The following is a 21023-nucleotide window of genomic DNA, read 5'->3' as shown; positions in this document are numbered from 1 at the left end:
CTTAGGCCAGGGCAGTGGGGGCAGGGCGCAGCAGCAGCTCGCCCTTGAGGATTGCTTCGGCGTACAGCTCGGCGGTACGCGCCGCTGCCGCCGTCATGATGTCGAGGTTGCCAGCGTAGCGCGGCAGGTAGTCGCCCAGGCCTTCCACCTCCATGAAGATCGACACGCGCTTGCCGTCGAACACCGGCCCGTTGACCAGCCGGTAACCCGGCACGTAGCGCTGCACCTGTTCGATCATCGCCTCGATCGCGGCGCGGATCGCCGGCTGGTCCGGCTCGTCGTCGGTCAGGCAGTGCACGGTGTCGCGCATGATCAGCGGCGGCTCGGCCGGGTTGATGACGATGATCGCCTTGCCCTGCCGGGCGCCGCCCACCTGCTCCACGGCATTGGCGGTGGTGCGGGTGAATTCGTCGATGTTCTTGCGCGTGCCCGGGCCCACCGATTTCGACGCGGCGGTGGCGATGATCTCGGCGTAGGCCACCGGCTGCACGCTGGACACCGCCGCCACCAGCGGGATGGTCGCCTGGCCGCCACAGGTGACCATGTTGACGTTCATCACCCCCAGCCCGAGGTTGGCCTTGAGGTTGACCGGCGGTACGCAGTAGGGGCCGATGGCCGCTGGCGTGAGGTCGATCATCAGCACGCCCAGGGCGTTGAGCTTCTGGCTGTTCTGCGCATGCACGTAAGCTGAGGTGGCATCGAAGGCGATCTGGATATTGTCGTCCAGCACGTGCGGCAACAGGCCGTCGACGCCGTCGGCGGTGGTTTTCAGGCCCAGCTCGCGGGCCCGTGCCAAGCCTTCGGAGCTGGCATCGATGCCGACCATCCAGACCGGCTCCAGCACCTCGCTGCGCTTGAGTTTGTACAGCAGGTCGGTGCCGATGTTGCCCGGCCCGATCAACGCACATCGGATTTTCTTGCTCATGTTCAACGCTCCACGCAAAGGTCAGGGCACGAAGCGCAGGCTGGACTGGCCCAACCCGCTCATGCTCAGGCTGATATGGTCGCCGGCGGTCACCGGCACCAGTGGCGCCAGGGCGCCGGAAAGAATGATTTCGCCACGGCGGAACGGGATGCCCAGCTCGCCCAGGGTGTTGGCCAGCCAGGCCACCGCTGCGCAGGGGTGGCCCTGCACCGCCGAGCCCAGGCCGCTGCCGGCCGGCTGGCCGTTCTTCTGCAGTTGCATCTGCACCTTGGCCAGGTCCAGCGTGCGCGGGTCGAGGCGTTGCGTGCCGAGGGCGAACACGCCGCACGAAGCGTTGTCGGCCACGGTGTCCTGGATGCGGATCTGCCAGTTGTCGATACGCGAGTCGACGATCTCGAAGCACGGCATCACCCACTGCGTGGCAGCCAGCACGTCCTCGGCCGTGATGCCGGGGCCGTGCAGGTCCTCGCCGAGGATGAAGGCGATTTCGCCTTCGGCACGCGGCTGGATCAGCTGGTGCCGGGCCAGGCTGACCTCGCTGCCGTCCTCGACCTGCATGGCATCGGTAAGAAAGCCGAAATCCGGCTGGTGCACGTCGAGCATTTCCTGCACGGCGCGGCTGGTCACGCCGATCTTCTTGCCGACTACCCGCTCGCCCAAGGCCTCGCGGCGCTGCAGGAAGGCCAGCGAGATGCGGTAGGCCTGGTCGAGGGTCAGGTCAGGGTAGCGGCGGGTCAACGGTTGCAGGGGATGGCGGCCGCGCAGGGCGTCGAACAGCTCGTTGCCGAGCGCGGTGATCAGATGGGCGTCCATGGCTGGGCTCTCTTCTTAAGGGGCAGCTACTGTCAGGAATAAAAAAAGCCGGCCCGAGCAGAAGGTTGGCCGGCTTGAGAAAACGGCGAGTCAGCCGACCCAGACGCTAGAGTCGGCACCGCCGTCGACGTCGATGATCTTGCCAGTGACCCAGGCCGACGCCGGCGAGGCCAGATACAGCGCGGCGGCGGCGATGTCTTCGGGGCTGCCCAGGCACTTGAGCGGGGTGTTGGCCTCCATGGCCTGGCGCATGGCCGCGGGCATCACGCTGTTCAGCGCGGCGGTGAGGGTCGGGCCGGGGGCCACCGCGTTGACCCGCACCTGCGGCGCGAAGTCCTGGGCCAGCAGGCGGGTCAGGTGGCTGAGCGCCGCCTTGGCTGTACCGTAGGCGCTGAAGTGGCGCTGCGAATAGCGCGCCGCCACGGAGCTGATGTTGACGATGTTGCCGCCTCCGGCGTCGCGCATCAGCGGCACGCACAGCTGGCAGAACGCGTAGGCGCTGGACACGTTGAAGCGCAAGATCTCGTCGAACTGTTCCGGGCTCAGCCCCAGCGGGTCGTTGGGGCCACCGCCGCCGACATTGTTGACCAGGTGGGTGATGCGCCCGAGGTGCTCGTGGCTCTGGCGCACCAGCGCCTGGCGCTGCTCGGCGTCGTTGACATCACAGGCGAAGGCCAGGCCGTTGCGGCCCAGCGCACGCACCTCTTCGGCCACCGCCTGGACATCGTCCAGCGAACGGGCGGCGCAGACCACGTCGGCGCCGGCTTCGGCATAGGCCAGGGCAATGGCCCGGCCGATGCCGCGGCCACTGCCGGTGACGATGGCCACGCCGCCGTCGAGACGGAATCGCTGCAGGATGCTCATGACGGTCTCTCCTTATCAGGGCTGTCGATGGCACCGACTATGGTCACGCCGCTGGCCCCCGGCATCGTCTCAACGGACTAGCGCCCAGGGCGCGTCGGCACTAGTCCGCTTTGACGATGATCGATTGCCTGGCCGCCCCGATGATCGATCCCAGCTCGCGCAGTGGCGCAGCGAGACCGGGAGAGACCAGTGATGCACAGCTTGCGAGAAAAGAGCCAGGAAGAAGTCGAACTGATCGAACGTGCGCGGCGCATGGTGCCGCAGCTCAAGGAACGTGCGGCGCAGGCCGAGCGCGACCTGCGCATTCCCGACCAGACCATCGCCGAACTGCAGTCGGCCGGCCTGCTGCGCGCCCTGCAACCGCGCGCCTTCGGCGGCTATGAAGTGGACCCGCGGACCTTCTTCGAAATCCAGATGATCCTCGGTGAAGGCTGCATGTCGACCGCCTGGGTCTACGGCGTGATGGGCGTGCACCCGTGGCAGGTGGCGCGCTACCCGATCGAGGCGCAGCGCGAGGTCTGGGAGCAGGACCATGGCGCGCTGATTTCCTCGACCTACATGCCGGCGGCCAAGGTCAGCGTGGTGCCGGGCGGCTACCGCATCAGCGGGCGCTGGGGCTTCTCCAGCGGCAGCGAGCACTGCCAGTGGGTGCTGCTCGGCGGCATCCTGCCGGCCGACGGTGACTTTGCCAGCGAGCACGGCACCTTCCTGCTGCCTCGCGCCGACTACCGCATCGAACCCAACTGGGATGTGCTTGGCCTGCGCGGCACTGGCAGCCACGACATCGTGGTCGACGATGCCTTCGTCCCGGCTCATCGCGTGCAGCGCACCAACAACTGGCAGATCGAGGCGACCCCGGGGCGACTGGTGAACACCAACCCGATCTACGCGATCCCGTTCGCCCAGGTGTTCTCCCGCGCGGTCTCGACTTCGGCCATCGGCGCCCTGCAAGGGGCGATCAATACCTTCCGCGACAACGCCGCCCAGCACATCGGCAAGCACGGTGCGCGCACCGCCGACGACCCGGTCGCGCAAACCGCGGTGGCCGAGGCGGTGATCACCGTCGACAGCCTGAAGCTGGTGCTCGAACGCAACTACGAGCACCTGATGCAACTGGCCCGCGCCGGCGAGTACCCGGACACCGAAACGCGCCTGCTGTACCGCTACCAGTCGTCCTATGTCACCAACATCTGTGCCGAACGCATCAGCGACCTGTTGCGCAGCATGGCGGCGTCGGGCCTGTACAACAGCAACCCGGTGGCGCGGCTGTTCCGCGACCTGCACCAGGCGCGCGGGCATATCGCCAACAACTTCATGGCCTACGGGCGCAGCTTCGGCGCGGTGCAGCTGGGCCTGCCCAACCCGGACCCGTTCGTCTGAGCCAGGTGACAGCGAGTACCTGAACCATGAATGACTATCTTGCCTTGCGTGTGGCGCGGGTGATCGAAGAAACCGCCGATGCCCGGTCACTGGTGTTCGACGTGCCTGCGTCGCTGGCCGAGCGCTTTCACTACAAGCCCGGCCAGTTCCTGACCCTGCGCGTGCCATACGACGGTGGCTGGCTGCCACGCTGCTATTCGCTGTCGAGCACGCCGCTGCTCGATGAGCCGTTGCGGGTCACTGTGAAGCGGGTGCGCGACGGGCGCGCCTCGAACTGGTTGTGCGAGGAATTGCAGGAAGGCCAGACCCTGCAGGTGCTGCCGCCGGCCGGAGTGTTCGTGCCCCGCGACCTGCAAGGCGACCTGCTGCTGTTCGGTGGCGGCAGCGGCGTCACGCCGGTGCTGTCGATCCTGCGTTCGGCGTTGCTGGCCGGGCAGGGGCGGGTACTGCTGATCTATGCCAACCGCGACGAACAGTCGGTGATCTTCCGCGATGAGTTGCGCTTCCTCGCGGCGGCCCACCCGCAGCGCCTACAGGTGGTGCACTGGCTCGACTCGGTGCAGGGCGTGCCGGCCGTGGCGCAGCTGGCCGAACTGGCCCGGCCGATGGTCGATGCCCAGGCGTTCATCTGTGGCCCGGGGCCGTTCATGGACGCCGCCGTGCAGGCGCTGGCCAGCCTCGGCATGCCCAGTGCCCGTGTGCATGTGGAGCGCTTCGTTTCGCTGCCGGGCGAAGGCGAGCTGCCCCAGGCCAGCCACAGCGAGGCGGCGATGGCCGCACAGCTGGCGGTGCGCCTGGACGGCGAAGACCACCAACTGGACTGCGCCAGCGGCGAGACCCTGCTCGATGCCATGCAGCGCGCCGGCCTCGAACCGCCCAGCGCCTGCCGCGTGGGCGGCTGCGCCTCGTGCATGTGCACCCTGGAGAGCGGCGCGGTCGAGTTGCTGCACAACGATGCCCTGGATGCCGACGAGCTGGCCGAAGGCTGGATTCTGGCCTGCCAGGCCGTGCCCACCAGCCCGCTGCTGCGTATCCGCTTTCCCGAGTGATGCCGATGAGTGAGCCTTGCATGAACCCGAACTTCGCTACCCCCCAAGCGCCGGTCGCCGCGCCGGCCACCATCGCCCGTCTGCTGTTCGACAGCGCACAGCGCTTTGCCGGCCATGTCGCCATCGAAGAGCACGGCGAATGCCTGGACTACGCCGACCTGCCGGAGCAGGTTTTGAAGGTGACCCGCGGGCTGATGGCACTGGGCATCCAGCCGGGCGACCGGGTCGGCCTGTGGGCGCCGAACAGCCGCGAGTGGATCCTCGCCGCGCTGGGCATCCACTGCGCCGGCGCGGTGCTGGTGCCGGTCAATACCCGCATGAAAGGGGCAGAAGCGGCGGACGTGCTGGCCCGCAGTGGCTGCCGAGTGCTGTTCGTGCAGCAGCGCTTCCTCGACGTCGACTACCCGGCGCTGCTCGCCCCCCATCGCCCGGCGACCCTGGAGCACCAGGTGATCTTCGCCTGCGACCAGGCCGCCGCTGCCCACGACCTGAGCCATGAGCGTTTTCTGCTCGGCGCGGCGACCATTGAGCCGCTGACGGCCAGGCGCCGGGCCCTGAGCATCCAGCCAGAGTCCATCTGCGACTTGCTGTTCACCTCGGGCACCACTGGCAAGCCCAAGGGCGTGATGAGCGCCCATGGCCAGAACCTGCGGGCCTTTGCCGAGTACGTGCGGGTGCTGGGGCTGGTGCCGGGCGACCGCTACCTGATCGTCAACCCGTTCTTCCATGCCTTTGGCTACAAGGCCGGCTGGCTGACCTGCCTGATCGCCGGGGCGACCATCCTGCCCCACGCAGTGTTCGACGCCGAAGCGGTGTTCCAGCGCATCGCCCGCGAGCGCATCAGCGTGCTGCCCGGCGCGCCGACCCTGTACCTGTCGCTGCTGGCCCACCCGCGCCTGGCCGAAACCGACTTGTCCAGCCTGCGCATTGCCGTGACCGGCTCGGCGAGCATCCCGCCGAGCCTGATCGAACGCATGCGCAACGAGCTGGGCTTCAGCGTGGTGACCACCGCCTATGGCCTGACCGAGTGCGGTGGCCTGGCCACCCTGTGCGACCCGCAGGCGCCGGCCGAAGTGATTGCCGGCACCAGCGGACGGCCGTTGTCGGGCACCGAAGTGAGCATTCGCGATGCCGCCAACCGCGCCGTGGCCGAGGGTGAAACCGGAGAAATCTGCCTGCGTGGCTTCCACGTCATGCAGGGCTACTTCCAGGATCCGGCCGCCACCGCCGAGGCAATTGACGCCGAGGGCTGGCTGCACACCGGCGATGTCGGGCGCCTGGATCCGCAGGGCAACCTGGCCATCACTGACCGCCTCAAGGACATGTACATCGTCGGGGGCTTCAACTGCTACCCGGCGGAAATCGAGGCGGCGCTGCTGGCCCACCCGGCCATCGCCCAGGTGGCGGTGATCGGCATTGCCGACGCGCGCATGGGTGAGGTGGGTTGCGCCTGCGTGGTGCTGCGCGAGGGCCAGCAGCTCGATGAGCAGGCACTGATCGGCTGGAGCCGCGAGCGCATGGCCAACTACAAGGTGCCGCGCCAGGTGCGGTTCTTTACGGCATTGCCGCTGAACCCGTCGAACAAGGTCGCCAAGAACGACCTGAGGCAGGCCGTGGCCCAGGCCTGAATGCTCAGGCAGCGGACGAGAACAATAACAACAAAGGAGAGCAGCATGACTACCGCGAACACGGGCCTGGCCCGGCGCCGCTGGCTGGCCGTGGCCATCGGCCTGGCCAGTGGCGGCGCCAGTGCCGGGCCGACCCTGGAGCTGGGCGAGGACACCACCCTCGACTCGTCGCTCACGGTCAACTACACGGCGTCGATGCGGACCGCCAAGCAGGCCAACCAGTACCTCGACGACATCAACAACGACGACGGTACGCGCAACTTCAAGCGTGGTTCGCTGATCACCAACCGCCTCAGCCTGTTCGGCGAACTGCGCCTGCGCCACGACAACATCGGCGCGGTGGTCCGCGGCAGCCACTTCTATGACGACGTCTATCACGAGCGCAATGCCAACGACTCGCCACAGACGGTGAACAAGGTCGGCCGCCCCGACGGCTTCGTCGAGGACACCCGGCGCCTGAGCGGCAGCAAGGCGCGCCTGCTCGATGCCTATGTGTATGGCAACTACCAGCTGGGCGACACCCAGTACCTGTCGCTCAAGGCCGGCCGCCACCTGGTGGCCTGGGGCGAGAGCCTGTTCTGGGCCAACATCAGCCAGGGCCAGGCGCCGGTGGATGCGACCAAGTTCAACGTGCCGGGCACCGAGGCCAAGGATGCTTATCTGCCGGTTGGGCAAGTGTCGGCCTCATGGTCGCTGAACGAAGACCTGGCGCTGGTCGGCTTCTACCAGTACGAGTGGGAGAAGACCGAGCTCAACCCGGTCGGCGACTACTTTGGCAGCGATTACTTCGGCCCCGGCGCCGAGTTCTTCCGGCTCAATGCCGGGGTCATCGACAGCCTGCCGGAGAAGCGTTTCACCGGCGTCAACTATGCCGGCGAGGTCAAGCCCCGTGACGGCGGCCAGTGGGGCATGGGCGTGCGTTACCGGATCACCGAGAACACCGAGGTGGGGCTGTTCCACTACCGCTACCACGAACGGGTCGGCTCGCTGTACTTCGACTTCACCGGGCAGACCCGATACTCGTCCAACTCGCGCATCAGCGCCCGCGCCAACACCGGGGCGGCGCCGGCCTACCGCCTGGGCTACTTCGAGGACGTCGAGCTGACCGGGGTGAGCTTCAGCTCCAAGGTCGGTGATTCGGTACAGTACGCCGGCGACCTCAGCTACCGCAACGGCGCCTCGGTGTACCTGAACAATGGCGCGCCGACCACCGGGCAGATCTCGCAAGGCAACCTCAACGCCTCGTACATCCTCGGCCCGAGCTGGCTGGCGCAGCAGACCACCTTCATGGGTGAAGTGGTGCACCAGTACATCGAGGGGGTCGACACCCTGGTCATCAGCGGGGGCGGCGCGGGTGTGGACGGCAGCTTCAACGACTTCCAGTCCAAGACCCAGACCCGCGGCTCGACCCTGCTCGGCGTCGGCGCCTACATGGACTACCCGTCGATCGCCGATGGCCTGGACCTGACCACCCGGGTGATCTGGCAGCAGAACGTCGACGGCAGCGCCTACCAGGGCCTGGGCCGTGCCGAGAAGCGCCTGACCGTCGGCGGCGACTTCAAGTACCTGGGCAACTTCCAGGTCGGCCTGACCTACGTCGCCTACCTGAGCTCCCCGGACGTCGCCCAGGGCCGCCTGCTGGCGGACCGTGACTACCTGTCGTTCAACGCCAAATACACCTTCTGAGTCCACCCCACCGAGGACGAGGCCTGATATGCACCAGAACCCCGATCGATCGCCGTTCCGCCCGCTCAGCATTGGCCCGCTGACCCTGAAGAACCGCTTCATCAAGGCCGCCACCAACGAGGGCATGAGCGCCCAGGGCGTGCCGTCCAGGCAACTGGCCAAGCTGCATGCGGGGCTGGCCGGCGGCGGCGTGGCGCTGACCACCGTGGCCTACTGCGCGGTCAGCCGCGATGGCCGCACACTGCCCAACCAGCTGATCCTGGAGCGTGACAGCCTGCCGCATTTCAAGGCCCTGACCGATGCGGTGCACCGCGAAGGCGGCAAGGCCAGCGCGCAGATTACTCACGGCGGTTGCTTCACCTTCATCCGCGAGCGCTCCACCCCCAGGCCGCTGTCGGCCAGTGGCGGCTTCAACAAGATCGGCATGATGAGCGGCATGTTCTTCAAGCAGGCGATGAACGAAGCCGACATGCAGCAGGTGGTGCGCGATTTTGCCCAGGGTGCACGGCTGGCCCGCGAGGCCGGTTTCGACGCCGTGGAAATCCACATGGGCCATGGCTACCTGCTCAGCCAGTTCATCTCGCCGCTCTACAACAAGCGCCGCGACCAGTACGGCGGCAGCCTGGAAAACCGCCTGCGCTTCCCGCGCCGGGTGCTGCGGGCGGTGCTCGATGCGGTCGGCCAAGACCTGGCGGTAGTGTGCAAGTACAGCATCACCGAGGGCGTGCGCGCCGGCAACAGTGCCGAGGACGGCGCGCAGATCGCGCGCATGCTGGAGCAGGAGGGCGCGCACCTGCTGGTGCTCAGCGCCGGGATGAATGCCGAGTCGATCACCACCATGTTCGGTTCGTCGTTCCCCAAGGAAAACCGCGTGCAGCAGAAGAACCCGCTGATTGCCCTGGCGATGGCACTGCAGCGGCGCATGGACCCGGTTGTCGAGTTTCGCGAGCTGTACCTGCTCGAACATGCGCGCAAGGTGCGGGCGGCGGTGAAGATGCCGCTGGCCTACCTGGGCGGGGCCAAGAGCCTGGCCAGCATCGAGCAGGTGATGGCCGAGGGCTTCGACCTGGTGGCCATGGGGCGGGTGCTGATCGCCGAACCGGATTACGTGAACAAGCTGGGCAGCGGCGCGAGCCGCAACTCGATCTGCACGGCGTGCAACCGCTGCGTGGCGATGATGTACACCCCGGGGGGCACCTCCTGTGTGCTCGGCCAACCAGGGGATGCCCAGCTCAACAGCCAGCGCGCTGCTGGCTGACTGGATGTGGGTGCTACTGCCTGATCCCTGTGGGAGCCGCGCTTGCCGGCCATGAGCCGCGAAGCGGCCCCGGCAATCTATGCAACAACCTTGAAATCGTGGGGCCGCTTCGCGGCCCATCGCCGGCAAGCGCGGCTCCCACCCGTACAGCGCACGCCTGGACGCAGTGGGAGTGGCCTGTCAGCCGTGCTGCAGGAACTCCAGGCAGCTACGGTTGAACAGCTCGCGGTGTTCCACCTGCACCCAGTGCCCGCAGCGGTTGAGCACGATGAACCGCGCCTGGCGTGCGCCGTCGATGATGTACTGGGCGCCACTGACCGGGTTGAAGTTGTCGTTGCTGCCCCAGAACCCGAGGATCGGGCATTCGATCTCGCCCAGGCGCGCGCGCATGTTCGGCACCAACATCGTGCTGAAGAGGTTCTTCGGCTGGGTCACCGCCACCGCCACTCGCTCCAGCAAGAGCTCTTCGGGCAGGATCGAGTCGTCGAACAGCTGCAGGCGCATCATGCTGCGCATTTCCTCAAGGCCGATGGGGCCGGCATTGAACAGCCCGACCATGCGCAGGATGCCCGGCATCTGAAAGTAGGTCTCGCGCTCTTCGACACCACCGGGTGCCAGCAGGATCAGGCGCTCCGCCCGTTGCGGCTGGCGCAGGGCCAGGCCCAGGGCAATGGCGCCGCCCAGGGAGTTGCCGAGCAGGGTGCAGCGGCTGATGCCGAGCTGGTCGAGCAAGGCCGCCACGCAATCGACGAAGAAATCCAGCTCGTAGCGCACGTCTTCGGGTTTGTCGGAGCGGCCGAAGCCGGGCAGGTCGAGCAGGATGTTGCGGTAGCCGGCCGCCACCAGCTGCGGGTAGTTGCCCTTGAAGTTGCTGAAACCGCTGGCGCCCGGGCCGCTGCCGTGCAGCCACAGCACCACCGGGCCCTGGCCTTCGTCCAGGTAGTGCAGGCGCAGGCCGTTGGGCAGGGTGGCGTAATGGCCGGTGGACAGGGGCAGGTCGACGGGTTGGTTCATGCCGGTTCTCCAGTTCGCGAATGGGTGAGGGTCGATCCTCTGCCGCCCAGGCCAGGCCGGCATCGTCCATCCGGACCACGACGCGCGCATGGCGCTAGTCCTATCGGACGATGTTCGGCACTGGCAGGCGCCCAATGATGGTGAAAACCAAAAGGCGTCAACCAAGGAGAACGCTATGAAACTGCAGAACAAAGTGGCCTTCGTCACCGGTGCCGGGCAGGGCATGGGCCAGGCCATCGTGCGCCGCTTCGTCGCCGAAGGGGCCAAGGTGGTGGCGGTCGACCTCAACCAGGCCGCGCTCGCCGCCAGCCTTGCCGACCTCGGCGAGCAGGTGCTGGCGCTGGGCTGCAACGTCGCCGATGGCGCGTCGGTGGCCGATGCCATGGGCCAGGTCGAAGCGCATTTCGGTGGCCTGGACATCGTCGTCAACAACGCCGGCGTCGGTGCCCTCGATGCCTTCCTCGACACGCCGGACGACAGCTGGGCACGGGTGATCGGGGTCAACCTGGGTGGCACCTTCCTGTGCTGCCGTGAGGGTGCCCGGCTGATGCTCAAGGGCAAGCGCCAGGGCGTGCTGATCAACCTGTCGAGCACCGCCGCGCTGACCGGCGAAGGGCCAAGCCATTACTGTGCCTCGAAGGCCGCAGTGATGGGCCTGACCCGTTCGATCGCCCGTGAACTGGCGGCCCGGGGCATCCGCGTCAACACCCTGGTACCGGGCCCGACCAACACGCCGATGATGGCCGGCATTCCCGATGAACACATGCAGGCGCTGCTCAAGAACGTGCCGCTGGGGCGCATGTGCGAAACCGACGAGATCGCCCGGGTGGCGGTGTTCCTGGCCGGTGATGACGCCAGCTTCATCACCGGGCAGAACATTGCCGTCAACGGCGGCATGGCCTTTATCTGACAGGAGCGCGACCGATGAGCAAACGTCTGCAAGGCAAGATCGCCTTCGTCACCGGGGCCGGCTCCGGCATTGGCGAGGCGACCGCACTGCGCTTCGCCGAAGAGGGCGCCCTGGTGGTGCTGTGTGGGCGCCGCCGCGAGCCGCTGGAAGGGGTACGCGAGCAGATCCTCGCCCGCGGCGGCTGCGCCGAGGTGGCGGTGGCCGACGTCAGTGACGAACAGGCCTATGTCGCCGCGCTGCACGCCACTGCGCAGCGCCACGGCGGCCTCGACATCCTGGTCAACAACGCCATGGCCTACACCTGGGGTGGCATCGACGGCATGAGCACCGCAGACTGGCACGCCAACTTCGCCACTACCGTGGATGGCACCTTCTGGGGCACGCGCACGGCGATGCAGCTGATGAAAGGCAAGGGCGGCTCGATCGTCAACATCGCCTCGATCTGCGGCCTGTTCGGCACCGCCTGGATGGCCGGTTACTCCGCCGCCAAGGCGGCGGTGATCAACTTCAGCCGGGCCGCGGCCAGCGAGGGCGCGGTGGACAACATCCGCTGCAACGTGATCATCCCTGGGGTGGTCGACACCCCGGCGACCGCGGGCATGCTCGGCGACGCCAAGGCGCGGGCGAATACCGAGAAGGTCATCCCGATGCGCCGGGTCGGCCTGCCGCAGGAGCTGGCCAATGCCATCCTGTTCCTGGCCAGCGACGAGGCCTCGTACGTGACCGGGGCGAGCCTGGCGGTGGACGGCGGGCGCGGTTCGGACCTGTACACGGTGCTGGAATGACCGCCATGGAGAGCAGCACCACGCTGCTGCAGCGCATCGACCGCCTGGAGTCACTGGATGCGATCCGCCAGCTGGCCGGCAAGTACGCGCTGGCCCTGGACATGCGCGACATGGACGCCATGGCCAACTGCTTTGCCGAGGACGTGCGGGTCGGCCGCGACAAGTTCGGCCGCGCGCACCTCAAGGCCTGGCTCGACGAGACCATGCGCAAGCAGTTCCACGGCACCTCGCACCACCTGGGCCAGCACATCATCGAGTTCAGCGATGCCGACCACGCCACGGGCGTGGTGTATTCGAAGAACGAGCATGAGACCGGGCCGGAGTGGGTGATCATGCAGATGCTGTACTGGGACGACTACGAGCGCATTGACGGGCGCTGGTGCTTCCGCCGACGGCTACCGTGCTACTGGTACGCCACTGACTTGAACAAGCCACCGATAGGGGGCCTGAAGATGCGCTGGCCGGGGCGTGAGCCCTATGCCGGGAGCTTCCACGAGCTGTTCCCGTCGTGGGATGCCTTCTGGGCCCAGCGGCCGGACAAGGATGCCCTGCCGCAGATTGCCGAGCCGGCGCCGCTGGAGGGCTTTCTGCAGGCCATGCGGCGTGGGGCGGGGGATCCGAAGATACGCGTTCGGTAGGCGTATTTGTGATGCGCTGACCGTGTGGGGGCGCCCCGGCAAGGCCGCTCCCACAAGCTCTCCTCTCGACCGTGAAATCTACTGAAGCAGGCTTGTCTGCTAAAGGGGGGGCTCAGCGCCCCTTCACCTCCCGCGGCATGCCCAGCGCCCGTTCGGCAATCACGTTACGCTGGATCTCGTTACTCCCCCCGTAGATCGTATCCGCCCGGGTAAACAGGAACAGCGACTGCAACCGGTTCAACCCGTACGGCGCGCTATCCAGCACTTCAGCAGCATCCCCCAGCACATCCATCGCCAACTTGCCCAGCTCGACATGCCAGTTCGACCAGGCCAGCTTGTAGATCATCGCTTCACGCGCCAGGCTGCCGTCCTGCGGCCCGGAGAGCATGCGCAGCGAGTTGTAGCGCAGTACCTTGAGCCCCGACCAGGCCTGGGCCAGGCGCTGGCGCAGCAGTGGGTCGCGGGCGGCGCCGTTGGCGCGGGCGATGCGCAACACCTCTTCGAGCTCGTTGTGGAACTGCATTTGCTGGCCCAGGGTCGACACGCCACGTTCGAAGCCCAGCAGGGCCATGGCGATCTTCCAGCCTTCGCCGGGCTGGCCGACCAGGTTGCTTGCCGAGGTCTCGGCCTGGTCGAAGAACACCTCGTTGAACTCGCTGGTACCGGTCAGTTGCTGGATCGGCTGCACGCGAATGTTCGCCTGGGCCATGGGCACCAGCAAGAACGACAGGCCATGATGGCCGACGCTGCCGGGCTCGGTGCGGGCCAGCACGAAGCACCAGTCGGCCTCATGGGCCAGCGAGGTCCAGACCTTCTGCCCGCTGATCAACCAGCGCTCGCCGTCGGCATCGAGGCGGGCGCGGGTCTGTACGTTGGCCAGGTCCGAGCCGGCGCCAGGCTCCGAGTAACCTTGGCACCAGAACGCCTCGCCCTTGAGAATGCCCGGCAGCAGGCGCTGGCGTTGCTCGGGCGTGCCGAATGCGGCGAGGGTAGGGCCGACCAGCCCTTCGCCGATATGGCCCATGCGCCCAGGGCCGCCAGCGCGGGCGTATTCCTCGTGGAAGATCACCTGCTGGCTGATGCTCAGGCCACGCCCGCCGTCTTCCGCCCGCCAGCCCACACCGACCCAGCCACTGCCTGCCAGCTCGCGCTCCCAAGCCTTGCGTTCTGCTGGGAAGCTGTGTTCGTCGCCAGGGCCGCCACGAAAGCGCAGTTGGGCGAACTCACCTTGCAGGTGCGCCGCCAACCAGCTGGCAACCTCCTGGCGGAATGCTTCGTCTGCCTTGCTGAAACCGATCTTCATGTACGTTCTCCCAGTAGTTCGCTGGCCAGGCACTCACGGTGCCAAGCCGGGTTGCCCAGCAGTTGTTCACTGGCCCTGGCGCGTTTGAAGTACAGGTGCGGGTCGTATTCCCAAGTGAAACCGACCCCGCCGTGCATCTGGATCGACTCGGCTGCACAGTGGAAGAACGTCTCGCTGGCATGGGCCTTGGCGGTGGCTGCGGCGGCGAGCAGTTCGCCGCGCACCATCGGGTCACCGTCTTCGGCCAGGTATTCGCGGGCCACGCAGGCGGCGTACCACACCGCCGAGCGGGTGCATTCGATGTGCAGCATCATGTCGGCGCAGCGGTGCTTGATGGCCTGGAAGCTGGCCACCGGCCGGCCGAACTGGTGACGTTCGGCGGTATAGGCCAGGGTCAGGTCCAGTGCCTGCTGGGCGCCGCCCAGCTGTTCGGCGGCCAGGCCGATGGCGGCGATACGCTGGGTGGCCTGCAGCAATGGCCAGGCCTGCTCGATGGCGCACAGGCGCTGCGCCTCGCCGACTTGCACCTGATGCAGCTCGATGCGTGCCAGGCGGCGGGTCTGGTCGAGGGTGTGTAATGTAGTACGTACTACGCCTGGTGTGTCGGCCGGTACGGCGAACACGCTGATGCCTTGTTCGCCCGTACTGCCTGGGCGGCGTGCGGCGATCAGCAGCAGGTCGGCCTGGGCGCCATCGACGACCTGGGCGTGGCAGCCTTCGAGGCGGTAGCCTTCGCCATGGGGGCGCAGTTCAGCCTGCATCTGCGCGACCTCCAGCGGGCAGGCCAGAGTGGCGTGCAGCTGGCCGCTGGCGATGGCCGGCAGCCAGCGGGCTTGCAGCGCCGGGTTGTCGGCCAGCAGCAGGGCCGGGGTGGCCAGGCAAGTGGTGGCGAACAGCGGCGAGCCGAGCAGAAAGCGCCCGCATTGCTCCAGCAGCACGGCCAGTTCGACGAAGCCCAGGCCCATGCCGCCGTGGGCCTCGGGAACCAGCAGCGCCGGCCAGTACAGCTCCTGGCCGATCTGCCGGCACAGCTCGGGGTCGTAATCGGCAGCGCGGCTCATGCCTGCGCGTACTGCATGTGAATCGCTGGCCTGGGCGAGGAAGCGCTCGGCGCTGTCGCGAATCAGCAGCTGATCCTCGGTGAAAGCGAACTCCATAGGGGGCATCTCTAGGCTGGTGGGGCTGCAGCGCGGCCCCGGGATTCAGGGGGACAACATCGCGAATCTAGGGCTGGGCCACACACCGCGAATCATTGAAACGGACTAGGTCCACAGCCCGCTGCACCACGTATTGCGCTTAGTCTCAACGGACGATGAGCATGGCGTTGGCGCTTTGCACAATGGTCCCCAGGCAACCCTTTGAGCCTGGAGGAACACGGGCATGATCGACATTCGTGGTTTGAGCTACTTCGTCGCGCAGATCGAGAACCTTGGCCAGTGGCAGCGTTATGCCGAACAGGTGCTCGGCATGCAGGTGCAGGCCGCACCCGGCGGCGGCCTGTACGTGAAGATGGACGAGCGGCCTTACCGCATGCTGGTGGTCGAGGGGGATTCACCGCGCTACCTGGCCAGCGGCTGGGAGCTGGCCAGCGAGCAGGCCTTCGAGCAGGCCCTGCAGCACCTGGAGCGCTGCGGCGTGGCCTGGCAGGTCGGCAGTGCGCAGGCCATCGAGCAGCGCGGGGTGCAGGCGCTGGTCACCGTCAGCGACCCGTCCGGTAACCAGCATGAGCTGAGCTGGGGCCACCGCTCCGACTGCCAGCCGTTTGTCTCGCCACAAGGGGTGCCGCGTTTCGTCACCGGTGACATGGGCCTTGGCCACACCGTGCTGCCGGCACCGGATTTCGACGCCACCCTTGCGTTTGCCAAGGACGTGCTTGGCTTCGGCCTGTCGGACATCTTCAACTTCCGCCCCGACCCGTCGGCGCTGCCGGTGCGCATCCACTTCCTGCACTGCGCCAATGCCCGCCACCACAGCCTGGCGCTGGCCGAGTACCCGGTGCCGTCCGGCTGCGTGCACGTGATGGTCGAGGTGGACTCGATGACCGAGGTCGGCCGCGCCCATGACCGTCTGCTGGCGCACGGTGGGCAGCTATCGGCGACCCTCGGCCAGCACCTGAACGACCGCATGACCAGTTTCTACATGAAGACACCGTCCGGCTTCGACCTGGAGTACGGCTATGGCGGGCTGCAGGTCGACTGGGCCGAGCACTCGGCCTTCGAGTTCACCCGCGTGAGTATCTGGGGCCACGACTTCTCGGTTGGCCACCAGTAAGGAGCAGTTGAGCATGAACAAGCAAATGACCAGTGCCGACGCCGTCGCCCAGCTGCGTGACGGCATGACCATCGGTTTCGGTGGCTGGGGCCCGCGGCGCAAGCCGATGGCCATCGTCCGGGAAATCCTCCGTTCGCCGGTCAAGGACCTGACCGTGGTCGCCTATGGCGGTCCGGAAGTCGGCATGCTGTGCGCGGCCGGCAAGGTGCGCAAGCTGGTGTTCGGCTTCGTCACCCTCGATGCCATCCCGCTTGAACCTTATTACCGCAAAGCCCGAGAGGCTGGCGAGCTGGAGCTGATGGAACTCGACGAGGGCATGTTCCAGTGGGGCCTGCGCGCTGCCGGCATGCGCCTGCCGTTCCTGCCCACCCGCTGTGGCCTGGCCACCGATGTGACACAGCTGAACCCTTCGCTGAAAACCGTCCGCTCGCCTTATGACGACGGTGAGGTGCTGCTGGCCATGCCGGCGCTGGAGCTGGACGTGGCGTTCCTGCATGTGAACGTTGCCGACCTCCTGGGCAACTGCCTGGTGACCGGCCCCGACCCGTATTTCGACCACCTGTTCGCCCGTGCCGCCAAGCAGTGCTTCGTTTCCTGCGAGCGTCTGGAAGAGCGCCTGCAGCTCGATGCCGGGCAAGCCCGCGCCAACACCTTCGAGCGCTACCTGGTGACCGGCGTGGTGCATGCACCGCTCGGTGCCCACCCGACCTCCTGCCCGTCGGATTACGGCTGGGATCTGGAGCACCTCAAGGGCTATGTCGCCAGCGCCCAGGAAGAGGGCGGCTGGCAGCGCTACGTCGAGGCCTGCGTGGCCGGCGGCGAACAGGCCTATCAAGCGCACAACGGCGGTGCCGCGCGCATGGGCGCCTTGCCCCTTCCCGTGTTCTGAGGATTCCAGCATGACTGCCACCCCTGAATTCACCCTTGCCGAACTGCTGATCGTGGCCGCCGCCGAAGCCTGGCGCGGCAATGGTGAGGTGATTGCCTCGGGCCTGGGCGTGATACCGCGCCTGGGCGCCAGCCTGGCCAAGCTCACCCACAGCCCTGAGCTGCTGATGACCGACAGCGAGGCGTTCCTGGTCGAGGAGCCGATCCCGCTGGGACCGCGCGGCGAGCAGACGCCACGCTACAGCGGCTATCTGTCGTTCGAGCGGGTGTTCGAATGTGTGTGGGGCGGCCGCCGCCACGCCATGATCGGGCCGACCCAGGTCGACCGCTGGGGCCAGACCAACCTGTCCTGCGTCGGCGACTACCACAAGCCGCGCACCGCGATGCTCGGCGTGCGTGGCCTGCCGGGCAACAGCATCAACCACCTCAACTCGTTCTTCGTGCCCAACCACAGTACCCGGGTGTTCGTCAGTGGCGAGGTGGACATGGTCTCCGGCGTCGGTTTCAAGGCCGAGCGCTGGCCCGAGGGCGCGCGCCGCGACCTGATGGACATCCGCCAGGTCATCACCGACCTGTGCACCCTGGACTTCGACGGCCCTGACCGCGCCGCGCAGGTGCGCACCCTGCACCCGGGCGTGAGTTTCGACGAAGTGCAGGACAAGACCGGCTTCCCGTTGCTGCGCTCGGCGCAGCTGCGCGAGACCGTGCACCCGACTGCCGAGCAGCTGGCGCTGATCCGCCGTCTCGACCCCCATGGCCTGCGTACCAGCGCGATCAAGGGCAACCCGCCTGGCATCCGCGCCGCCTGAGGACACCCGCATGCACAGCAGCGACAGCCAATTCGTCAGCCGCGAGGACGCGGCGGTGTACGAGACCCAGGACCCGGTGTTGTATGCCGTGGCCGACGGTATCGCCACGCTCACCCTCAACCGCCCGGCGTTCAACAACGCGCAGAACTCGCAGATGACCTACGCCCTGGACGCGGCCTTGCGTCAGGCGGTGGACGACGACAGCGTCAAGGTCATCGTGCTATGCGGTGAAGGCCGGCACTTTTCCGCCGGCCACGACATCGGCACCCCCGGGCGCGACATCAACAAACCGTTCGAGCGTGCGCACCTGTGGTGGGACCACACCAACAAGCCCGGTGGCGAGCAGCTGTATGCCCGTGAGCAGGAAGTCTACCTTGGCATGTGCCGGCGCTGGCGCGAGCTGCCCAAGCCGACCATCGCCATGGTCCATGGCGCCTGTGTGGCCGGCGGGCTGATGCTGGCGTGGGTGTGCGACCTGATCGTCGCCAGCGACGATGCGTTCTTCCAGGACCCGGTGGTGCGCATGGGCATCCCGGGGGTGGAGTACTTCGCCCACCCCTACGAGCTGAACCCACGCATCGCCAAGGAATTCCTGTTCTGCGGCGAGCGCATGAGCGCCGAGCGTGCCTACCAGATGGGCATGGTCAACCGCGTGGTGCCACGTGACCAGCTACAGGCGGTGACCTACGCCCTGGCGGCGGGCATCGCCCGCCAGCCGCGCATGGGCCTGGCCCTGACCAAGCAGGCGATCAACCACGTCGAAGACCTGCAAGGCAAGCGCACGGCCATGGATGCGGCATTCGCCTGGCACCATTTCGCCCACGCCCACAATGAACTGCTGTCGGGCGACAAGCTTGGCGGTTTCGACGCCAAGGGCATGGCTCAGGCCAACAAGCAGGCGCTGCGCGCCGAAGGGGGCGAGCGGTGAGCCGCTGGATGAACACCGCGCTGACCGAGGCGCTGGGCTGCCGTTACCCGGTGGTGCAGACGGCCATGGGCTGGGTTTCCGATGCCAACCTGGTGATCGCCACCACCCAGGCCGGCGGCTTCGGCTTCCTGGCCGGGGCAACGATTGCCGCCGATGCCCTGGAAGGCGAGATCCGCAAGGTGATCGACGCCACCGACGGCAGCAACTTCGGCCTCAACTTCCACATGTTCCAGGACAACGCCGCGCAGTGCGTCCACCTGGCCATCCGTTATCGCTTGCGCGCCGTGAGCTATGGGCGCGGGCCGGATGCGCAGACCATCGCCCGCTTCAAGGCGGCCGGGGTGCTGTGCATTCCCACCGTGGGCGCCCTCAAGCATGCGCTCAAGGCGCAGCAGTTGGGCGCCGACCTGATCACCCTGCAGGCGGGCGAGGGCGGTGGCCATACCGGTGGTGTGCCGGGCTCGATCCTGTTGCCACAGGTGCTGGCAGCGGTAAACGTGCCGGTGATCGCAGCGGGTGGGCATTCCACCGGGCGTGGCCTGGCCGCCGTGCTGGCGGCCGGTGCCAGTGGCATCGCCATGGGCACGCGGTTCCTCATGACCCGCGAATCGCCAACCCCGGCCAGCACCCTGGCGCGCTATCTCAAGGTCGACGACCCGCAGCAGGTGCGGGTGACCACGGCGGTGGACGGCATGCGCCACCGCATGATCGAGAACCGCTTCATCAATCGCCTCGAACAGGCCGGGCCGTTCGGCCGCCTGCGCATTGCCCTGGCCAGCGCCTGGCAGTGGAAGCAGCAGACCGGCATGAGCCTGGCGCACATGGGCGCGGTGTTCGTGCGCGCCCTGCGCGAAGACCCGGCGGCGCTGTCGCAGGTGGTCATGGCCGCCAACCAGCCGGTGCTGCTGCAGCGCTCGATGGTCGATGGCGAGCCGGACGCCGGCATCCTGCCCAGTGGCCAGGTGGCGGCGGCGATCAGCGAGCTGCTGAGCTGCCGCGAAGTCATCGAAGGCATCGTCGCCGAGGCCAGCCAGTGCCTGGACGCCTTGCTTGCCCGCTGCCCGGCCGAACCCTCGGCCACCCCCAACGACAGACTTGCCCACAGCGGAGAACACTCATGAACCCGGCCTTCACCACCCAGATCGACCAGGGCATTGCCGAACTGGTCATCGACAAACCACCGGTCAACGCCCTCGACAGCCAGCAATGGCGCGCCCTGGCCGCACAGATCACGGCACTGGGCGCCGACCCCGAGGTACGCGTCATCGTCATCCGCGCCGAGGGCCGCGGCTTCTGTGCCGGCGTCGACATCAAGGAGCTGGACGCCCACCCCGAGCGCATCGTCGAGGTCAACGCCGGCAACTATGAGACCTTCAAGGCCGTGCACCGCAACCCGGTGCCGGTGATCGTCGCGGTGCACGGCTTCGTGCTGGGCGGTGGCATCGGCATCACCGGTGCCGCCGACATCGTCGTGGCCGCCGACTGCGCGCGCTTTGCCCTGCCGGAAGTGGACCGTGGGGCCATGGGTGGCGGTGCGCACCTGCAGCGGCTGTTCCCGGTGCAGAAGGTGCGCTACCTGTTCTTCACCGGCGACAGCATCGACGCCACCCAGGCCCAGGCCTACGGCTTCATCGAGCGCGTGGTGCCCAAGGCGCAGCTGCGGGAAACGGCGCTGGAGATTGCCGCCCGCATCGCCGCCAAGAGCCCGGGGATGATCCGCATCGCCAAGGAGGCCTTGAACGGCATCGAGGACGGCAACCTGGAAGACAAGTACCGCTGGGAGCAGGGCTTCACCTTGCAGGCCTACGCCAGCCCCGACTCGGCGGAAACCCGCCGGGCGTTTGTCGAAAAACGCGACGCCAAGTTCTGAGGGA

20 protein-coding genes are annotated in these 21023 nt (G+C 67.4%); 14 read left to right on the top strand and 6 right to left on the bottom strand.

Annotated elements, in window-relative coordinates; genetic code table 11:
* Position 1: 1 nt before the first annotated feature.
* From CAF78_RS23520 to CAF78_RS23510, 3 genes are all read right to left on the bottom strand, one after another.
* Entirely contained in the window at positions 2-925 is a 924-nt protein-coding gene (locus tag CAF78_RS23520; RefSeq protein WP_085677281.1) for an acetaldehyde dehydrogenase (acetylating), read from the bottom strand.
* A 21-nt stretch (positions 926-946) separates the two neighbouring features.
* Positions 947-1738, bottom strand: a complete 792-nt coding sequence (locus CAF78_RS23515; protein ID WP_085677280.1) for a fumarylacetoacetate hydrolase family protein — start codon at positions 1736-1738, stop codon at positions 947-949.
* Positions 1739-1828: 90 nt separating this feature from the next.
* Positions 1829-2602 (bottom strand): glucose 1-dehydrogenase, encoded by a 774-nt coding sequence (locus tag CAF78_RS23510; RefSeq protein ID WP_085677279.1) that lies wholly within the window; start codon positions 2600-2602, stop codon positions 1829-1831.
* Between the two features lie 192 nt (positions 2603-2794).
* Between CAF78_RS23510 and CAF78_RS23505 the strand changes: the two genes are divergently transcribed.
* Genes CAF78_RS23505 through CAF78_RS23485 form a run of 5 tightly spaced genes read left to right on the top strand, consistent with a single transcriptional unit; the run spans position 2795 to position 9603 of the window.
* A complete protein-coding gene (locus CAF78_RS23505) occupies positions 2795-3982 on the top strand; it encodes an acyl-CoA dehydrogenase family protein (protein WP_085677278.1) in 1188 nt (395 codons plus the stop codon).
* 26 nt (positions 3983-4008) lie between these two features.
* Positions 4009-5031, top strand: a complete 1023-nt coding sequence (locus CAF78_RS23500; protein ID WP_085677277.1) for a ferredoxin--NADP reductase — start codon at positions 4009-4011, stop codon at positions 5029-5031.
* Positions 5032-5051: 20 nt separating this feature from the next.
* Positions 5052-6659 (top strand): FadD3 family acyl-CoA ligase, encoded by a 1608-nt coding sequence (locus CAF78_RS23495; protein WP_085677276.1) that lies wholly within the window; start codon positions 5052-5054, stop codon positions 6657-6659.
* Between the two features lie 45 nt (positions 6660-6704).
* The gene (locus CAF78_RS23490) at positions 6705-8345 is read left to right on the top strand and encodes a DUF1302 domain-containing protein (RefSeq protein ID WP_085677275.1); all 1641 of its coding nucleotides are present in this window, start codon (positions 6705-6707) and stop codon (positions 8343-8345) included.
* 28 nt (positions 8346-8373) lie between these two features.
* Positions 8374-9603: an NADH:flavin oxidoreductase gene (locus tag CAF78_RS23485; RefSeq protein ID WP_085677274.1), complete on the top strand. Its 1230-nt coding sequence runs from the start codon at positions 8374-8376 to the stop codon at positions 9601-9603.
* A 180-nt stretch (positions 9604-9783) separates the two neighbouring features.
* On the opposite strand, the gene CAF78_RS23480 is transcribed toward CAF78_RS23485, so the two are convergent.
* Complete coding sequence (locus CAF78_RS23480; protein ID WP_085677273.1) at positions 9784-10617, bottom strand: alpha/beta fold hydrolase; 834 nt, start codon at positions 10615-10617, stop codon at positions 9784-9786.
* 175 nt (positions 10618-10792) lie between these two features.
* On the opposite strand from CAF78_RS23480, the gene CAF78_RS23475 reads away from it, so the two are divergent.
* The 3 genes from CAF78_RS23475 to CAF78_RS23465 are packed head-to-tail and all read left to right on the top strand — an operon-like array spanning position 10793 to position 12950.
* Positions 10793-11527, top strand: a complete 735-nt coding sequence (locus CAF78_RS23475; RefSeq protein ID WP_085677272.1) for an SDR family NAD(P)-dependent oxidoreductase — start codon at positions 10793-10795, stop codon at positions 11525-11527.
* A 14-nt stretch (positions 11528-11541) separates the two neighbouring features.
* A complete protein-coding gene (locus CAF78_RS23470) occupies positions 11542-12312 on the top strand; it encodes an SDR family NAD(P)-dependent oxidoreductase (RefSeq protein WP_085677271.1) in 771 nt (256 codons plus the stop codon).
* 5 nt (positions 12313-12317) lie between these two features.
* Positions 12318-12950, top strand: a complete 633-nt coding sequence (locus CAF78_RS23465) for a nuclear transport factor 2 family protein (RefSeq protein WP_143515101.1) — start codon at positions 12318-12320, stop codon at positions 12948-12950.
* 112 nt (positions 12951-13062) lie between these two features.
* Here CAF78_RS23465 and CAF78_RS23460 read toward each other — a convergent pair whose 3' ends face one another.
* Entirely contained in the window at positions 13063-14253 is a 1191-nt protein-coding gene (locus CAF78_RS23460) for an acyl-CoA dehydrogenase family protein (RefSeq protein ID WP_085677269.1), read from the bottom strand.
* The gene (locus tag CAF78_RS23455) at positions 14250-15410 is read right to left on the bottom strand and encodes an acyl-CoA dehydrogenase family protein (protein WP_085677268.1); all 1161 of its coding nucleotides are present in this window, start codon (positions 15408-15410) and stop codon (positions 14250-14252) included. The genes CAF78_RS23460 and CAF78_RS23455 overlap by 4 nt, the downstream gene beginning before the upstream one ends.
* 223 nt (positions 15411-15633) lie before the next feature.
* On the opposite strand from CAF78_RS23455, the gene CAF78_RS23450 reads away from it, so the two are divergent.
* Genes CAF78_RS23450 through CAF78_RS23425 form a run of 6 tightly spaced genes read left to right on the top strand, consistent with a single transcriptional unit; the run spans position 15634 to position 21019 of the window.
* Positions 15634-16524, top strand: a complete 891-nt coding sequence (locus CAF78_RS23450; protein WP_085677267.1) for a VOC family protein — start codon at positions 15634-15636, stop codon at positions 16522-16524.
* Between the two features lie 13 nt (positions 16525-16537).
* A complete protein-coding gene (locus CAF78_RS23445; protein ID WP_085677266.1) occupies positions 16538-17413 on the top strand; it encodes a CoA transferase subunit A in 876 nt (291 codons plus the stop codon).
* A 10-nt stretch (positions 17414-17423) separates the two neighbouring features.
* A complete protein-coding gene (locus tag CAF78_RS23440; RefSeq protein ID WP_085677265.1) occupies positions 17424-18221 on the top strand; it encodes a CoA-transferase subunit beta in 798 nt (265 codons plus the stop codon).
* 10 nt (positions 18222-18231) lie between these two features.
* Positions 18232-19149, top strand: a complete 918-nt coding sequence (locus CAF78_RS23435; protein WP_085677264.1) for an enoyl-CoA hydratase — start codon at positions 18232-18234, stop codon at positions 19147-19149.
* Positions 19146-20270 carry a nitronate monooxygenase family protein gene (locus CAF78_RS23430; RefSeq protein ID WP_177408567.1) on the top strand — a complete coding sequence of 375 codons (1125 nt, stop codon included), beginning with the start codon at positions 19146-19148 and terminating at the stop codon, positions 20268-20270. The genes CAF78_RS23435 and CAF78_RS23430 overlap by 4 nt, the downstream gene beginning before the upstream one ends.
* On the top strand, positions 20267-21019 hold the full coding sequence (locus CAF78_RS23425; protein ID WP_085677262.1) for an enoyl-CoA hydratase family protein: 753 nt from the start codon (positions 20267-20269) through the stop codon (positions 21017-21019). The genes CAF78_RS23430 and CAF78_RS23425 overlap by 4 nt, the downstream gene beginning before the upstream one ends.
* Positions 21020-21023: the final 4 nt, after the last annotated feature.

Source organism: Pseudomonas sp. R28(2017) (assembly GCF_002112505.1).
Classification (GTDB): domain Bacteria; phylum Pseudomonadota; class Gammaproteobacteria; order Pseudomonadales; family Pseudomonadaceae; genus Aquipseudomonas.
This window is presented reverse-complemented; position numbering and strand designations above follow the sequence as displayed.

Excerpts from the sequence above, each read along its gene's own strand:
- CAF78_RS23450 (WP_085677267.1), top strand. The coding sequence starts at position 15,634 with ATGATCGACATTCGTGGTTTGAGCTACTTCGTCGCGCAGATCGAGAAC.
- CAF78_RS23455 (WP_085677268.1), bottom strand. The coding sequence starts at position 15,410 with ATGGAGTTCGCTTTCACCGAGGATCAGCTGCTGATTCGCGACAGCGCC.
- CAF78_RS23425 (WP_085677262.1), top strand. The coding sequence starts at position 20,267 with ATGAACCCGGCCTTCACCACCCAGATCGACCAGGGCATTGCCGAACTG.
- CAF78_RS23505 (WP_085677278.1), top strand. The coding sequence starts at position 2,795 with ATGCACAGCTTGCGAGAAAAGAGCCAGGAAGAAGTCGAACTGATCGAA.
- CAF78_RS23515 (WP_085677280.1), bottom strand. The coding sequence starts at position 1,738 with ATGGACGCCCATCTGATCACCGCGCTCGGCAACGAGCTGTTCGACGCC.
- CAF78_RS23465 (WP_143515101.1), top strand. The coding sequence starts at position 12,318 with ATGGAGAGCAGCACCACGCTGCTGCAGCGCATCGACCGCCTGGAGTCA.
- CAF78_RS23475 (WP_085677272.1), top strand. The coding sequence starts at position 10,793 with ATGAAACTGCAGAACAAAGTGGCCTTCGTCACCGGTGCCGGGCAGGGC.
- CAF78_RS23520 (WP_085677281.1), bottom strand. The coding sequence starts at position 925 with ATGAGCAAGAAAATCCGATGTGCGTTGATCGGGCCGGGCAACATCGGC.
- CAF78_RS23440 (WP_085677265.1), top strand. The coding sequence starts at position 17,424 with ATGACTGCCACCCCTGAATTCACCCTTGCCGAACTGCTGATCGTGGCC.
- CAF78_RS23495 (WP_085677276.1), top strand. The coding sequence starts at position 5,052 with ATGAACCCGAACTTCGCTACCCCCCAAGCGCCGGTCGCCGCGCCGGCC.
- CAF78_RS23480 (WP_085677273.1), bottom strand. The coding sequence starts at position 10,617 with ATGAACCAACCCGTCGACCTGCCCCTGTCCACCGGCCATTACGCCACC.
- CAF78_RS23460 (WP_085677269.1), bottom strand. The coding sequence starts at position 14,253 with ATGAAGATCGGTTTCAGCAAGGCAGACGAAGCATTCCGCCAGGAGGTT.
- CAF78_RS23500 (WP_085677277.1), top strand. The coding sequence starts at position 4,009 with ATGAATGACTATCTTGCCTTGCGTGTGGCGCGGGTGATCGAAGAAACC.
- CAF78_RS23445 (WP_085677266.1), top strand. The coding sequence starts at position 16,538 with ATGAACAAGCAAATGACCAGTGCCGACGCCGTCGCCCAGCTGCGTGAC.
- CAF78_RS23485 (WP_085677274.1), top strand. The coding sequence starts at position 8,374 with ATGCACCAGAACCCCGATCGATCGCCGTTCCGCCCGCTCAGCATTGGC.
- CAF78_RS23510 (WP_085677279.1), bottom strand. The coding sequence starts at position 2,602 with ATGAGCATCCTGCAGCGATTCCGTCTCGACGGCGGCGTGGCCATCGTC.
- CAF78_RS23435 (WP_085677264.1), top strand. The coding sequence starts at position 18,232 with ATGCACAGCAGCGACAGCCAATTCGTCAGCCGCGAGGACGCGGCGGTG.
- CAF78_RS23470 (WP_085677271.1), top strand. The coding sequence starts at position 11,542 with ATGAGCAAACGTCTGCAAGGCAAGATCGCCTTCGTCACCGGGGCCGGC.
- CAF78_RS23490 (WP_085677275.1), top strand. The coding sequence starts at position 6,705 with ATGACTACCGCGAACACGGGCCTGGCCCGGCGCCGCTGGCTGGCCGTG.